Annotated in this window: 1 protein-coding gene; it reads right to left on the reverse strand. The window is 72.6% G+C overall.

What is annotated here, in order from left to right; translation table 11 throughout:
• Positions 1-8: 8 nt before the first annotated feature.
• Positions 9-15,665, reverse strand: a complete 15,657-nt coding sequence (locus OG293_RS07540; RefSeq protein WP_405997992.1) for a type I polyketide synthase — start codon at positions 15,663-15,665, stop codon at positions 9-11.
• Positions 15,666-15,958 lie beyond the last annotated feature (293 nt).

Consider the following 15,958-nt stretch of genomic DNA (forward strand, 5'->3'; position numbering starts at 1 on the left):
GGAGCCGGTCAGGACAGCCCCAGTTCGTCGTCAAGGAGATCGAAGATCTCGTCGGCGGTCGCGGACTGGATTTCCCGCTCTTCGGCGGCGCTGTCCTGTGCACTGTGCGTTTCATTCCACTTCGCCAGAAGGTCTCGCAGCCGGGCGGTGATGCCCGCGCGTTCGACGTCGTCGGGGCCGACCGTCGAGAGGATCGATTCGAGCTTGTCGAGTTCCGCGTGGACGGGCCGGCGCGACGGGTCGCCCTGGCCGAGCCGCTCGCCGAGGTACGCGGCGAGCGCGGCGGGAGACGGGTAGTCGAAGATGAGCGTGACGGGCAGCCGGAGTCCGGAGCTCGACGTGAGCCGGTTGCGCAGATCGACCGCCGTCAGCGAGTCGAAGCCCAGGTCGAGGAAGCCCCGTCCGGCGTCGACGTCGTCGGGGCCCGCGTAGCCCAGCACCGCGGCCACCTGGGTGCGTACCAACTCCCTCAGCGCGTGGTCGCGTTCGGCGGCCGACAGGCCTGCGAGCCGCTCTTCGAGGGAGCCCGCCGGGTCGGTCCCGTGACGTGTGCCGGTTCGCGCTCCGGAGTCGGCGGCCCGGCGCGCCGGGGTGCGCACCAGTCCGCGCAGCAGAGGCGGCAGGGTGCCGTCCGCGGCCTGGGCGCGCAGCGCGCCGAGCTCGATCCGCATGGGTACGAGGACCGCGTCGTCCAGGGTGCGGGAGGTGTCGAACAGGGCCAGACCCTCCGCTGGGGCGAGCGCGGCCACGCCGGAGCGGGCCATCCGGGTCAGGTCGGCGTCGTCGAGGGCACCCGCCATGCCGTCCGTCGTCGCCCACAGGCCCCAGGCGAGTGAGCTGGCGGTGAGGCCACGGGCCCTGCGGTGCTGGGCGAGGGCGTCCAGGAAGGAGTTGGCCGCCGCGTAGTTGCCCTGGCCGGCGGCGCCGAAGCAGCCGGCGACCGAGGAGAAGAGCACGAACGCGGAGAGCTCGTGGCCCTCGGTCAGCTCGTGCAGGTTCCAGGCCGCGTCGACCTTGGGCCGCAGGACGGTGTCGAGGCGTTCGGGTGTGAGCGAGTCGATGATGCCGTCGTCGAGCACACCGGCCGTGTGGACGACCGCTGTCAGCGGCCGGCCCGCCGGGATTCCGGCGAGTACGGCGGCGAGGGCGTCCCGGTCGGCGGCGTCGCACGCCGCCCAGGTGACCTCCGCACCCGACCCGGTGAGTTCACGCGTCAGCTCCGCGGCGCCGGGGGCTTCGTCGCCTCGGCGGCTCAGGAGCAGCACGTGCCGTACGCCGTGTGCGGCAACCAGGTGGCGGGCGAAGAGTCCGCCGAGCGTGCCGCTCGCACCGGTGATCAGGACCGTGCCGCCGGTGTCGATCCTCGTGAGGTCGTCGTCCCGCGTGAGGTCGTCATCCTTCGTGAGGTCGTCACCGGCCGCTTGGGTCGCGGTACGGGTGATGCGGCGCAGGCGGAAGGCATGGGCCTCGCCCGACCGCAGGGCGAGCTGCGGCTCGTCGGTCGCGAGCGCGGCGGCCAGCGCCCCGAACGACGCGTCGGTGCCGTCGGTGTCGGCGAGCACGAACCGGCCCGGGTTCTCCGACTGCGCGGACCGCACCAGGCCCCACACGGGGGCATGGGCCAGATCGGTCACATGCTCGCCCGGCACGGCGGCCACCGCGCCCCGGGTCAGCAGCACCAGCCGAGAACCGTCGAGCCGCTCGTCGGCCAGCCACTCCTTGACCAGCGCGAGCGCGTGGTGCGCGGCGGCGCGGGCGGTCGACGCCCGTTCACTGCCAACGGCCGCGGAGGACAGGGGTACGACGACCGCGTCCGGCGCCGGGGTGCCCGCGGCGAGCTCCTCGCGCAGCGCGGTGAGGCCGGAGTACGTGTCGAGCCGTTCGCCGCCGATCCTGAGGTCCGGCTCGTCCTCGCCGAGCACGGCCCAGCGTTCGCCGGAGGGGATCGCGCCCGCGGGGACGGGCAGCTTGACCCACTCCACGCCGAACAGCGACTCGTGGTGGGCGGCCCGGTCCCCGCCCAACTGCCGCGCCGAGACCGGGCGCAGGATCAGGGAGTCGACCGAGGCCACCGGCGCGCCGGTGGAGTCGGCCACGTCCAGGGCGACGCCACCGGATGCGGCGGCGGTCAGCCGGACGCGGATACCCGCCGCGCCGGCCGCGTACAGCCGTACGCCGGTCCAGGCAAAGGGCAGCCGGGCTCCCTCGGCCGGGGCTTCGGTGGACGCGCCGGGCGCGCCGAGGCCGATCGCGTGCAGGGCCGCGTCGAGCAGGGCGGGGTGCACGCCATAGGCGGCGGCTTCGCCTTCGTACTCCTCGTCGAGTGTGACCTCGGCGAACAGTTCGTCGCCGCGCCGCCAGGCCGCCCGCAGTCCTTGGAAGGCCGGTCCGTAGCCGAGGCCGGCCGCGGCGGCGGCCGGGTAGAACCCGTCGGTGGGCACGGGCTCCGCGTCGGCCGGAGGCCACTGGGCCAGGTCGAAGGGGCGCGTGGGAGCGGCGGGCGCGAGAACTCCGGTGGCGTGGCGTGTCCACGGCTCCTCGGCCGGGGCATCCGCGCGGCGGGAGTGCAGGGTCAGTGTCCGCCGCCCGGCGTCGTCAGCGGCGTCCACGGCGAGCTGGAGCTGGACGGCTCCCTGCTCGGCGAGGGTGAGCGGGGCCTCGATGGCCAGCTCTTCGACGGTGTCGCAGCCGACCTGTTCACCGGCCCGCAGGGCGAGTTCGACGAATGCCGTGCCGGGCAGCAGGACGGTGTCCATGACCGTGTGGTCGCTCAGCCAGGGGTGTGTGGAGAGCGCGAGGCGTCCGGTGAGGACCAGCCCGTCGGACGCGGGCAGTTCCACGGTGGCGCCGAGCAGCGGGTGGTCGGCCGAGTCGAGACCCGCCGCCATGACGTCCTCGGCGGAGACGCCGACATCGAGCCAGTACCGCTTGCGCTGGAAGGCGTACGTGGGCAGTTCCACGCGCTGGGCGCCGGTGCCGGAGAAGTAGGCCCGCCAGTCCACGGGCACGCCCTGGACGTGGGCTCGGGCGAGGGCCTGGGTGACGGTCTCGGCCTCGGGGCGGCCGGCCCGCAGTGCGGGCACGAAGACCGCGTCCGCGCCGCTCACGCACTCCTGGGCCATCGCCGAGAGCACACCGTCGGGGCCGAGTTCGACATACGTCGTGACCCCGGCGGCCTCCAGGGCGCGGATGCCGTCGAGGAACCGTACGGCCTCGCGGACGTGCCGGACCCAGAAGTCCGCCGACCCCATCTCATCGGTGACGACGGCACCGGTGAGGTGGGAGACAACCGGGACGCGCGGGCTCTCGTAGACCAGGCCCTCGGCGACCTTGCGGAAGTCGGCGAGCATGCCGTCCATGTGCGGCGAATGGAACGCGTGGCTGACGGTGAGACGCTTGGACTTGCGGTCCGGGAACGCGTCCACGACCGCGACCGCAGCATCCTCGTCACCCGCGATGACCACCGACCGCGGGCCGTTGACCGCGGCAATACTCACCCGGTCGGTCAGCAGCGGCAGAACCTCAGCCTCCGACGCCTGAACGGCGATCATCACACCACCAGTGGGCAGTGCCTGCATCAACCGTCCGCGGGCGGCGACCAGTTCACTGGCGTCCTGGAGCGAGAGGACCCCGGCCACGTGAGCGGCGGCGATCTCACCGATCGAGTGCCCGGCGAGGAAGTCCGGCTGGAGACCCCGGCTCTCCACCAGACGGAACAACGCCACCTCGACGGCGAACAGCGCGGGCTGAGTGAAGACGGTCCGGTCCAGGGCCTCGCCGTCCGTTCCGAACAGCACCTCCTTCAGCGGTACTTCGAGGTGCCGGTCCAGCTCGGCGCAGATCTCGTCCAGCGCCTCAGCGAAGACGGGATACGTGGCGTACAGCTCGCGTCCCATGCCCAGGCGCTGGCTGCCCTGCCCGGTGAAGAGGAACGCCACCTGGCTCTCGCGGGCGGTGCCGCGCACGAGTCCTGCCGTGTCCTCGCCGCGAGCCAGGGCGTCCAGACCGCGCAGCAGTTCCGCGCGGTCTCCGGCCACGAGCGCGGCGCGCTGTTCCAGGGCCGAGCGGGTGGTCGCCAGGGAGAGGCCGAGGTCGACGGCGCGCAGATGGGGGTCGGCGTGGACGTGGGCGTGGAGCCGACGGGCCTGGGCGCGGAGCGCGTCCTCGCCACGGGCGGACACGACCAAGGGCACGGGCGACGGTTCGCGGGCGTCCGGCTCGGACTGCGGCTGCGCCTGCGACTGGGTGCCGTCCGGCTCCGGGGCCTGTTCGATGATGGCGTGCGCGTTGGTGCCGCTGATGCCGAACGAGGAGACACCCGCGCGGCGCGGACGGCCGGTCTCGGGCCACCGCGTCTGCTCGGTCAGGAGGGACACCGCGCCCGCCGACCAGTCCACGTGCGGGGTCGGCTCGTCGACGTGCAGGGTCTTCGGCAGCACACCGTGCCGCATCGACATGACCATCTTGATGACGCCGGCGACGCCCGAGGCGGCCTGCGTGTGACCGAGGTTGGACTTGACCGAGCCGAGCAGCAGCGGCCGGTCGTCGGTGTGCTCCTGGCCGTAGGTGGCAAGGAGCGCCTGGGCCTCGATGGGGTCGCCGAGAGTGGTGCCCGTGCCGTGGGCCTCGACCGCGTCGACGTGTCCGGCGGCGACGCCCGCGTTGGCCAGCGCCTGACGGATGACGCGCTGCTGCGAGGGGCCGTTGGGGGCGGTCAGGCCGTTGCTCGCACCGTCCTGGTTGACGGCCGAGCCGCGGACCACGGCCAGGACCTGGTGGCCGTTGCGACGGGCGTCGGAGAGCCGCTCCAGAAGGAGCATGCCCGCGCCCTCGCCCCAGCCCGTACCGTCCGCCGCGGCCGCGAAGGACTTGCAGCGTCCGTCGGCGGCCAGTCCGCGCTGGCGGCTGAACTCGATGAAGGTGCCGGGCGTGAACATCACGGTGACGCCGCCCGCGAGGGCGAGCGAGCACTCGCCGTTGCGCAGGGCCTGTGCCGCGAGGTGCAGGGCCACCAGCGACGAGGAGCAGGCCGTGTCGACGGTGACCGCCGGGCCCTCCAGTCCGAAGGTGTAGGCGACGCGGCCCGACACGATGCTGCTGGAGCTGCCGGTGCCGAGGTAGCCCTCGACGCCGTCGGGCACGGCGTGCAGTCGGGCGCCGTAGTCGTGGTACATGACGCCCGCGAAGACACCGGTGCGGCTGCCGCGCACCGAGGATGGCGCGATGCCGGCCCGTTCGAAGACCTCCCACGTCGTCTCCAGGAGCAGCCGCTGTTGCGGGTCCATGGCGAGCGCCTCGCGCGGCGAGATCCCGAAGAAGGAGGCGTCGAACTCGGCTGCGTCGTGCAGGAATCCGCCGTCCCGGGCGTAGGAGGTGCCCTGGCTCTCCGGATCGGGGTCGTACAGCCCCTCGGTGTCCCAGCCCCTGTTCTCGGGGAGCCGGGTGATGCCGTCGGCGCCCGCCGTCAGCAACTGCCACAGGTCCTCGGGGGTGCGTACGTCACCGGGGTAGCGGCAGCTCATGGCCACGATGGCGATGGGCTCGTCGTCGGCCATGGCTGTGACCGGCTCGGCCACGGCGGCGGCGGCGGTGTCGTCGCCGATCAGCTCGGCGCGCAGATGCCGGGCGAGGACGGTCGGGTCCGGGTAGTCGAAGATCAGGGTCGCGGGCAGGCGCAGAGCGGTGGCGGAGTTGAGGCGGTTGCGCAGCTCCACGGCGGTGAGCGAATCGAAGCCGAGCTCCTTGAAGGCCCGTCCCGACTCGACGGCCGCGGGCCCCGCGTGTCCGAGGACCGCGGCGACCTGCGTACGCACCAGGTCCAGCAGCGCACGGTCCTGCTCGGCGGTGGAGAGACCCGCCAGCCTGCCACGCAGCTCCGACTCGGCGGCTCCGGCGGCGGCCGACGCGTCGACGGACCGCCGGGCCACACCCCGTACGAGACCGCGCAGCAGCGGGGCGATCGTGCCTTCCGCGGCCTGGGCGCGCAGGGCTTCTGTGTCCACCCGCATAAGGGCCGGGGAGGCGTCGTCGAGGGAGACGGCGATGTCGAACAGCTCCAGGCCGTCGGCGGCCGTGAGCGGCGGCAGTCCGGCCCGGCGCATGCGGTTGACGTCGGCCGCGTCCAGGGCGCCTGCCATGCCGTCGGCCACGGACCACAGGCCCCAGGCCATCGAGACCGCCGGGAGTCCGTGAGCCCGGCGATGCTGGGCGAGGGCGTCCAGGAAGGAGTTGGCGGCGGCGTAGTTGCCCTGCCCCGGGCCGCCGAAGAGGCCGGAGGTGGAGGAGAACAGCACGAAGGCGGAGAGGTCCAGGCCCCGGGTCAGCTCGTGCAGGTTCCAGGCCGCGTCCACCTTGGGCCGCAGAACCGCGGAGATCCGGTCGGGGGTCAGCGAGGAGATGACGCCGTCGTCGAGTACTCCGGCCGTGTGGACGACGGCGGTGAGCGGGTGCTCGACGGGTAGGTCCGCGAGCAGGGCGGCGAGCGCGTCCCGGTCGGCCACGTCGCAGGCCGCCCAAGTCGCCCGGGTGCCCGATTCGGCGAGTTCGGCCGCGAGTTCGGCCGCGCCCGGGGCGTCGGACCCGCGCCTGCCGACGAGGAGCAGCCGCTCCACGCCGTGTTCGGCGGCGAGGTGCCGGGCGATCAGACCGCCCAGCGCGCCCGTGGCTCCGGTGATCAGCACCGTACCGCCGGGCTTGAAGGCCGGGGCTGGCCCGGGCTCGTCCTGCCGGGTCTCGACCCGGGCGAGCCGCGGAACGAGCACGGTTCCGGCGCGCAGCGCGAACCGCTCCTCGTCGGAGGTGAGCGCCGCCCGCAGGGCCTGGTCGGTCCGCTCGTGTCGGTCGGTGTCGGCGAGGGCGATCCTGCCGGGGTTCTCCGTCTGAGCGGACCGGAGCAGGCCCCACACGGCGGCGGCGGCGAGGTCGCTCACATCGTCGGCCGGGTCTGTGGCCACCGCGCCTCGGGTCACGAACACCAGGCGTGCGGCGGCGAACCGCTCGTCGGCCAGCCAGATCCGGGTGAGCGCCAGCGCGTCGTGGGCGGCGCTGTGCACGGCAGGCGCGGAGAGGGATCCGCGCACGGGTGCGAGCTCGACGAAGACCTCGTCCGGTACGGCCCCTCCGGCGTCGACGGCGGCGGCCAGCGCCGCCAGGTCCTGATACCGGGAAGTGTCCGGATAGCGGGCAGAAGCGTCGGTGTCTCCGCCGAGGAGTGCGTACCGGGCTGCGGGGGCCGCAGCCGGAGCGCCGAGGCCCGGCAGTTCCGTCCACTGCTGGCGGAAGACGGACTCGTGGTAGGTGGCACGGGCGGCACGGAGCTGATCGGCCGTCACCGGGCGCAGCCCGAGGGACTCGACGGCCGCCACCGGAGCGCCCGAGGCGTCCGCGATCTCCAGTCGGACCCCCTCGGCACCCGCAGGGGAGAGACGGACACGCAGGGCGGCGGCTCCGCCGGCGTGCAGGGACACCCCGGTCCAGGCGAAGGGCAGCCGCCCCTGGCCGTCGTCGGCACCGAGGCCGCCCAGCCCGATGGCGTGCAGGGCCGCGTCGAGCAGTGCCGGGTGCAGGCCGAAGCGGCCCGCCTCGTCCTCGGCGCCCTCGGGCAGCCTGACCTCGGCGTAGATGTCACCGTCGAGCTGCCAGGCCGTACGCATGCCCCGGAAGGTGGGACCGTAGGCGAATCCGATGCCGTCGAGCTCCTCGTACCGCCCGTCCAGCTCCACTTCGGTGGCACCGGCGGGGGGCCAGGCCGCCAGGTCGAAGGCGGCCGGGGGCCGCCCCCCTTCGGCGAGCACACCGCCGGCGTGCCGCGTCCACGGCTCTTCGGCCGCCAGCCCCTCGGCCCGGGAGTGCAGGGCGAGCGGGCGGCGCCCGGCCCCGTCGGCGGCACCGACCCACACCCGCAGCTGGACGCCGCCGTGCTCGGGCAGGACGAGCGGCGCTTCGAGGGTCAGTTCCTCGAGGTAGTCGCAGCCGAGCTGGTCACCGGCGCGGGTCGCGAGCTCCACAAAGGCCGTACCGGGCAGAAGGACACTGCCGAGGATGGAGTGGTCAGCGAGCCAGGGGTGGGTGGAGAGCGCGAGTCGCCCGGCAAACACCATGCCGTCGGACTCGGGCAGGGCGACACCGGCACTGAGCAGCGGGTGCGCGGTGTCGTCCAGCCCGATCGCCTCGACGTCGCCGAGGTAGACGGAGGAGACGGTCGGCCAGTAGCGCTTGCGCTGGAAGGGGTAGGTGGGCAGGTCGACGCGCTGGGCGCCGGTGCCGGAGAAGTACGCCTGCCAGTCCACGGCGATGCCGTGGGTGTGGGCCTGAGCGAGGGCGGTGGTGATGGTCTCGGGCTCGGGGCGACCGGAGCGCAGAACAGGCACGAAAGCCACGGTCTCGCTGCTCACACACTCCTGGGCGAGGGCCGAAAGGACACCGTCGGGGCCGAGTTCGATGTACTTGGTGACACCCGCGGCCTCCAGGGTGCGGATGCCGTCCAGGAAGCGGACCGCCTCACGGACATGCCGGACCCAGAAGTCGGCGGACGACATCTCGTCCGAGACCAGGGTCCCGGTGAGGTGGGAGACGACCGGGATGCGCGGAGCCTCGAACGACAAACCCTCCGCGACCTTACGGAAGTCGGCGAGCATGCCGTCCATGTGCGGCGAATGGAACGCATGACTGACGGTGAGACGCTTGGACTTGCGGTCCGGGAACGCGTCCACGACCGCGACCGCAGCATCCTCGTCACCCGCGATGACCACCGACTGGGGGCCGTTGACCGCGGCAATGCTCACCCGGTCGGTGAGCAGCGGCAGAACCTCATCCTCCGACGCCTCAACGGCGATCATCACACCACCGGACGGCAGCGCCTGCATCAGACGGCCGCGGGCGGCGACCAGCGCGCACGCATCATCAAGGCTCAGCACCCCGGCCACATGGGCTGCGGCGATCTCGCCGATCGAATGACCAGCGAGGAAGTCCGGCTTCAGACCCCAGCTCTCCACCAGCCGGAACAACGCCACCTCAACCGCGAACAACGCAGGCTGAGTGAAACCCGTCCGGTCCAGCACGTCCGCGTCCGACCCGAACAGCACATCCCTCAACGGCACTTCAAGATGCGCGTCCACATACGCGCACACCGCGTCCAACGCCTCCGCGAACACCGGATACGCCGCATACAGCTCACGGCCCATCCCCAGCCGCTGACTCCCCTGCCCCGTGAACAAGAACGCGAGCTTCCCGCCAACCGGCGAACCCTCCACCAGCCCTGCGGCCGAACCACCCTCCGCCAGCGCCGCAAGCCCCGCCAGCAGACCCTCACGGTCCCCGGCAACCACCGCCGCGCGCCGTTCGAATGCCGAGCGGCCGACCGCCAATGAGAATCCGAGGTCGGCGGGGCTCAGTTCCGGGTGCAGGTCCGCGTGGGTGTGCAGTCGGCTTGCCTGGTCGCGCAGAGCGTCCTGGCTCTTCGCCGAGAGGAGCCAGGGCAGCGGACTGTCGGCCCGCGCAGGCGGTGACGGGACGGGCGGGACGGAGGGTACGGCCTCCGGAGCCTGCTCGATGATCGTGTGCGCGTTGGTGCCGCTGATGCCGAACGACGAGACACCCGCCCGGCGAGGGCGACCGGTCTCGGGCCACTCCACGGCCTCGGCCAACAGCGCGACATCGCCTGCCGACCAGTCCACGTGCGGGGTCGGCTCGTCGACATGCAGGGTCCGGGGCAGCACGCCGTGCTGCATGGCCAGAACCATCTTCATCAGACCAGCGACACCGGCGGCGGCCTGTGTGTGCCCGAGGTTGGACTTGACCGAGCCGAGCAGCAGCGGGCGGTCCTCGGGGCGGCCCTGACCGTACGTGGCGAGGAGTGCCTGCGCCTCGATCGGGTCACCGAGCTTCGTACCCGTACCGTGGGCCTCAACCGCGTCCACGTCGGCGGCCGACAGACCGCCGCTTGCGAGGGCCTGGCGGATGACGCGCTGCTGCGAAGGTCCGTTCGGAGCGGTCAGACCGTTGCTCGCACCGTCCTGGTTGATCGCCGAGCCTCGCACGATCGCGAGGACCGGATGACCGTTGCGCTGGGCGTCCGACAGACGCTCGACCAGCAGCATGCCGGCGCCCTCGCCCCAGCCCGTACCGTCCGCAGCCGCCGCGAACGCCTTGATACGACCGTCCTCCGCCAGCCCACGCTGACGGCTGAAGTCGACGAAGGAGGCGGGCGTCGACATCACGGTCACACCGCCCGCAAGGGCCATGCTGCACTCGCCCTGACGCAGGGCCTGGATCGCCCAGTGGAGCGCGACCAGCGACGACGAGCAGGCGGTGTCGACGGTGACGGCCGGGCCCTCCAGGCCGAGAACGTAACTGACGCGGCCGGAGACGACACTCGCGGCGTTGCCGGTGCCGAGGAAGCCCTCGACACCGTCGGGGGCGGCCAGGATGACGTTGAGGTAGTCCTGGCCGTTGGTTCCGGTGAAGACGCCGATCTGCTCGCCGCGCACGGTGGCGGGGTCGATTCCGGCGCGTTCGAAGGCCTCCCACGAGGTTTCGAGCAGCAGTCGCTGCTGCGGATCCATGGCGAGGGCCTCGCGCGGCGAGATCCCGAAGAAGGCGGGGTCGAAGTCGGTGGCGTCGGAGAGGAAGCCGCCCTCGCGGACGTAACTGGTGTTCTCGGCGGCGGACTCGGGGTCGTACAGCCCGTCGAGGTCCCAGCCGCGGTCGGCGGGGAAGCCGGAGATCGCGTCGCGGCCGGTGACAAGCAGCTGCCAGAGGTCTTCCGGGGTCTGTACACCGCCGGGGAAACGGCAGCTCATCGAGACGATGGCGATGGGGTCGTCGTCGGTGGCGGGGCCGGAACCCGCGGGGGTACGGAATGCCGGGTCCGTCGCCTGCGAACCGAGCAGTTCGCCCTGTAGGAAGGAGGCCAGCGAGAGGGAGTTGGGGTAGTCGAAGATCAGCGTCGCGGGCAGACGCAGGCCGGTCCGGGACGTGAGGAGGTTGCGGATCTCCACAGCGGTGAGGGAGTCGAATCCGAGGTCCCGGAAGGCGCTGCCCGGGTCGACGGACTCGGGGCCGGCGTAGCCGAGTACGGCGGCGACCTGCGTGCGTACGAACTCCACCGCAAGCTGGTCGCGTTCGCCCGCCGGGGCGTCGGCCAGCTGCTGTGCGAAGGCACCGGCGGTGTCGCGGGCCGCGGTGGATCCCTCGGTGGTGGCGAGCGCGTGCGTGGCCTCGGGAAGGTCGGCGATCAGCGGGCAGGGGCGTACGGCGGTGAGGCCGGGCGCAAGCCGCTCCCAGTCGATGTCGGCGACGAGCGAGGCGGTCTCGTCCAGGGTGAGCGCCCTGTGCAGGGCCGACAGGGCCAGATCGGGCGCGAGGGCGGGCAGTCCGGCCAGCCGCAGGCGCTCGGCGACGAGTTCGTCCGTCGCCATGCCGCCTTCCGCCCAGGCACCCCAGGCGAGCACGGTGGCGGGCAGGCCGTCGGCACGGCGCTGCACGGCGAGGGCGTCCAAGGCGGCGTTCGCGGCAGCGTAGTTGGCCTGTCCCGCAGCGCCGAAGGAAGCGGCGACGGAGGAGAAGAGGACGAACGCGGAGAGGTCCAGGTCGCGGGTGACCTCGTGCAGGACGTGTGCCGCGTGGGCCTTGGGGCGTAGTACGGCCGCGAGGCGCTGCGGTGTCTGGGAATCCAGGACACCGTCGTCGAGCACCCCGGCGGCATGGACGACGGTGGTCAGCGGGTGCTCGGCCGGAATGGTCGCGAGGAGGGCCGAGACGGCGTCGCGGTCGGCGACGTCGCAGGCGGCGATGGTCACCTCGGCGCCCAGCTCACGCAGTTCGGCGGCGAGTTCGTCGGAACCCGCGGCGTCCGGGCCGCGCCGGCTGACCAGGAGCAGACGCTCGGCCCCGGTGCGGGCGAGCCAGCGGGCGACATGGCGGCCGAGTGCGCCGGTGCCGCCGGTGATCAGAGCCGTGCCCGTGGTGGTCCACTCGGTGGCGGGGCGCTCGTCCCGGGTGGCTCGGGTCAGCCTGCGGACGAAGACGCCGGTGGAGCGTACGGCGAGGTGGTCCTCGGTGCCGAGACCGCCGAGGACGTCCGCGAGCCTTCCCGCGGCACGCTCGTCGGGGGTCGGGGGCAGGTCGACGAGACCGCCCCAGCGGCCGGGCAGTTCAAGGGCGGCGGTGCGGCCGAGGCCCCAGACCTGGGCCTGGGCGACGCTGGTGAGGCGGTCGGAGCGGCCGGTGGAGACGGCGCCGCGGGTGGCCGCCCACAGCGGGGCGTCGACGCCCGCGTCACCGAGCGCCTGGACGAGGGCGACGGTGGCGGCCAGCCCGGCGGGCACCGCAGGGTCCTCGGAGTGCGGTCGCTCGTCCAGGGCAAGCAGGGACAGCACCCCGGCGGGCGTTTCGAGGGCCGCCGGGCCGGAGTCCGTAAGGGCGGAGTCCGTAAGGGGGGAGCTCGCGAGGGCTTCGCCGATCCGCTGGGCCGTGGCGGCACGGTCGTCGAGCGTCGCGTCGAGCGCGACGGTGCTCACGGTGACGCCTCGCGCGGTCAGGGCACGCTCGGCGGCGGCGGCCCATGGGGCGTCGGCGTGCCCGGTGGGTACGACCAGGAGCCAGTGCCCGGCGAGGGGGGCGGGCGTGGTGTCCGTGAGCGGCTTCCAGGTGACGCGGTAGCGCCAGCCGTCCACAGTGTCGCGGTCGCGGTGGCGGCGGTGCCATGCGGAGAGCGCGGGCAGGACGCTGCTGAGCGGCTCGTCGCCGTCCACCCCGAGGGTGTCGGCGAGCGCGGCCAGATCCTCGCTGTCGACGACTTCCCAGAACTTGGCGTCGGTGGCGCCGAGTTCGACGCCGTCGGCGGTCTCCGTGAGGTCGGTGAAGGGATCGCGGGGCCAGTACAGCTCGCGCTGGAAGGCGTAGGTGGGCAGCTCGACGCGGTGTGCTCCGGTCCCGGCGAAGCGGGCGGACCAGTCCGGGGAGATACCCCGCACGTGGGCACCGGCGACGGCGGCGGTCAGCGACCACACTTCGGGGCGGCCGGTGCGCAGCGTGGGCAGGAAGGCCGCCGCTCGGGGACCGGTCACGGTCTGGCAGTCCTGGCCGAGGGCGGACAGGACACCGCCGGGGCCGAGTTCGACATAGGTGGTGACCCCGCGGCTCTCCAGGGCGCGGATGCCGTCGAGGAAACGGACCGCCTCACGGACGTGCCGGACCCAGAAGTCGGCCGAGGCCATCTCGTGCGAGACCAGCGTCCCGGTGAGGTGGGAGACGACCGGGATGCGCGGGCTCTCGTACGAGAGTCCCTCGGCGATCTCGCGGAAGCCGGCGAGCATGCCGTCCATGTGGGGCGAGTGGAAGGCGTGGCTGACCGTCAGACTCTTGGCCTTGCGGCCCTGGGCTTCGAAACCTGCGGCGATCGTGACCGCATCGGCTTCGTCACCGGCGACGACGACCGACTGGGGGCCGTTGACGGCGGCGATGCTCACCCGGTCGGTGAGCAGCGGCAGGACCTCAGCCTCCGACGCCTCGACGGCGATCATCACACCGCCGGACGGCAGTGCCTGCATCAGACGCCCACGAGCCTCCACCAGCGTGCAGGCGTCCTCCAGCGAGAAGACACCGGCCACGTGGGCGGCGGCGATCTCACCGATCGAGTGCCCGGCGAGGAAGTCGGGCTTGAGACCCCAGCTCTCCACGAGCCGGAACAACGCCACCTCGACGGCGAACAGCGCGGGCTGCGTGTACGCGGTCTCGTTGAGGAGGGCGGTGTCGGATCCGAACAGCACATCCTTCAACGGCACTTCACGATGCGCGTCCATATGTGCGCACACCGCGTCCAGTGTGTGCGCGAAGACGGGATACGTCTCGTACAGCTCACGGCCCATCCCCAGCCGCTGGCTCCCCTGCCCGGTGAACAGGAACGCCAGCTTGCCTTCCGCGGCACTTCCCTCGACCACATCGGCGCAGGGTTGTCCTTCGGCGAGTGCCGCGAGTCCCGACAGCAGGCTGTCGCGGTCGTCGGTGACGACCGCCGCGCGACGGTCCAGGGCCGCGCGGGTGAGGGCCTGCGAGAAGGCGAGGTCGGCGATGCCGAGGCCCGGGTGGGCCGCGAGGTGGGCGTGCAGCGCGGCGGCCTGGGCGCGCAGGGCCGCCTCGGTCCTGCCGGACAGGACGACCGGCAGGACGCCGGGCTGGCTCGCGCCGTCGGCGGCCCGCTCGTTCCGCGGTGTGCCGGCGTCAGCCGGTCGGCCGTTGGGCGCCGGCTGGTCGGTGGGTGCCTGCTGGTCGGCCGGGGACTCCTGCGCGCTCTCCAGGATGATGTGGGCGTTGGTGCCGCTCATGCCGAACGACGAGACACCGATCCGGCGCGGCTGGTCGTTCCGCGGCCAGGGCCGCGCCTCGGTGAGCAGGGACACCTCGCCCGCCGACCAGTCGACATGCGGAGTCGGCTCGTCCACGTGCAGGGTGCGCGGCAGCACGCAGTGGCGCATGGCCATGACGCTCTTGATGACGCCCGCGACACCGGCAGCGGCCTGCGCGTGCCCGATGTTGGTCTTGAGGGAGCCCAGCCACAGTGGCCGTCCGGCGGGACGGTCCTGGCCGTACGTGGCGATGAGCGCCTGCGCCTCGATGGGGTCACCGAGGCCGGTGCCCGTGCCGTGGGCCTCGACGGCGTCGACCTGGTCGGGGGTGAGTCTGGCGTTGGACAGCGCCTGGAGGATGACGCGCTGCTGGGACGGGCCGTTGGGGGCGGTCAGGCCGTTGCTGGCGCCGTCCTGGTTGACGGCGGTGCCCCGGACGACGGCGAGGACGGGGTGGCCCTTGCGGCGCGCGTCGGAGAGCCGCTCGACGAGGAGGATGCCGACACCCTCGGCGAGGCTGAATCCGTCGGCGTCCGGCGAGAACGCCTTGCAGCGTCCGTCGGTGGCCAGTCCACGCTGCTTGCTGTAGTCGATGAACGTGCCGGGCGCTGACATCAGCGTGGCACCGCCCGCGAGGGCGAGCGAGCACTCGCCGTTGCGCAGGGCCTGCACGGCCAGGTGCAGGGCGACCGAGGAGGATGAACAGGCGGTGTCGACGGTGACGGCGGGGCCTTCGAGACCGAAGGTGTACGAGAGCCGGCCCGAGGCGACGCTCGCCGCGTTGCCGGTGCCGAGATAGCCCTCCACGTTCTCGGACGAGCTCAGCAGCGCCGTCAGATAGTCGTGGTTGCTGGTGCCGACGAAGACGCCGACCTGCTTGCCGCGCATCGACGTCGGGTCGATCCCGGCCCGCTCGAACGCCTCCCAGGAGGTTTCGAGCAGCAGCCGCTGCTGCGGGTCCATGGCGAGGGCCTCGCGCGGCGAGATCCCGAAGAGCGAGGGGTCGAAGCGGGCGAAGTCCCGGACGAAGCCGCCCTGGTCGGCGTAGCTGGTGCCGGGGTGCTCGGGGTCGGGGTGGTAGACCGTCTCCATGTCCCAGCCGCGGTCGGCGGGGAAGCCGGAGATGGCGTCGCCGCCGTCGGCGACGAGTTGCCACAGCTCCTCAGGCGAGGTCACTCCGCCGGGGTAGCGACAGCCCATGCCGACGATGGCGATGGGGTCCTGGTTCTTCGCCTCGACGTCGCGCAGCCGCTGACGCGTCTGATGCAGATCCGCTGTCACCAGCTTCAGGTAGTCCCGCAGCGTCTCTTCATTCGCCATTTAACGCAACCACCCATTTGCAGCAGACGGCATCGGAAAACTGTGTGCAAAAAGCCGAGAATTACATCGGGCATACAGCCGGTTCATTTCTTGACCGAATCGGCTGCTCAGCGGCAGGCTATTCGCCGCCCAATCTCCCCGACAACCCCTAACTGCCCCCTACGCACCCCTGGGTGGGAGAGTGCGTAGGGGGCAGTTGCCCTACCGGAATTACCAAGGGGGCTGACCATCCTGACCAATTACCGGCACGCCGTCAATAAGCGTATCCATTTGATTCCCGCTTACTCGGGTAA

It is taken from the genome of Streptomyces sp. NBC_00829 (genome assembly GCF_045161795.1).
Classification (GTDB): domain Bacteria; phylum Actinomycetota; class Actinomycetes; order Streptomycetales; family Streptomycetaceae; genus Streptomyces.

Bases quoted from the DNA above. Each gene is read 5' to 3' on its own strand.
- OG293_RS07540 (WP_405997992.1), bottom strand. From the start codon at position 15,665: ATGGCGAATGAAGAGACGCTGCGGGACTACCTGAAGCTGGTGACAGCG.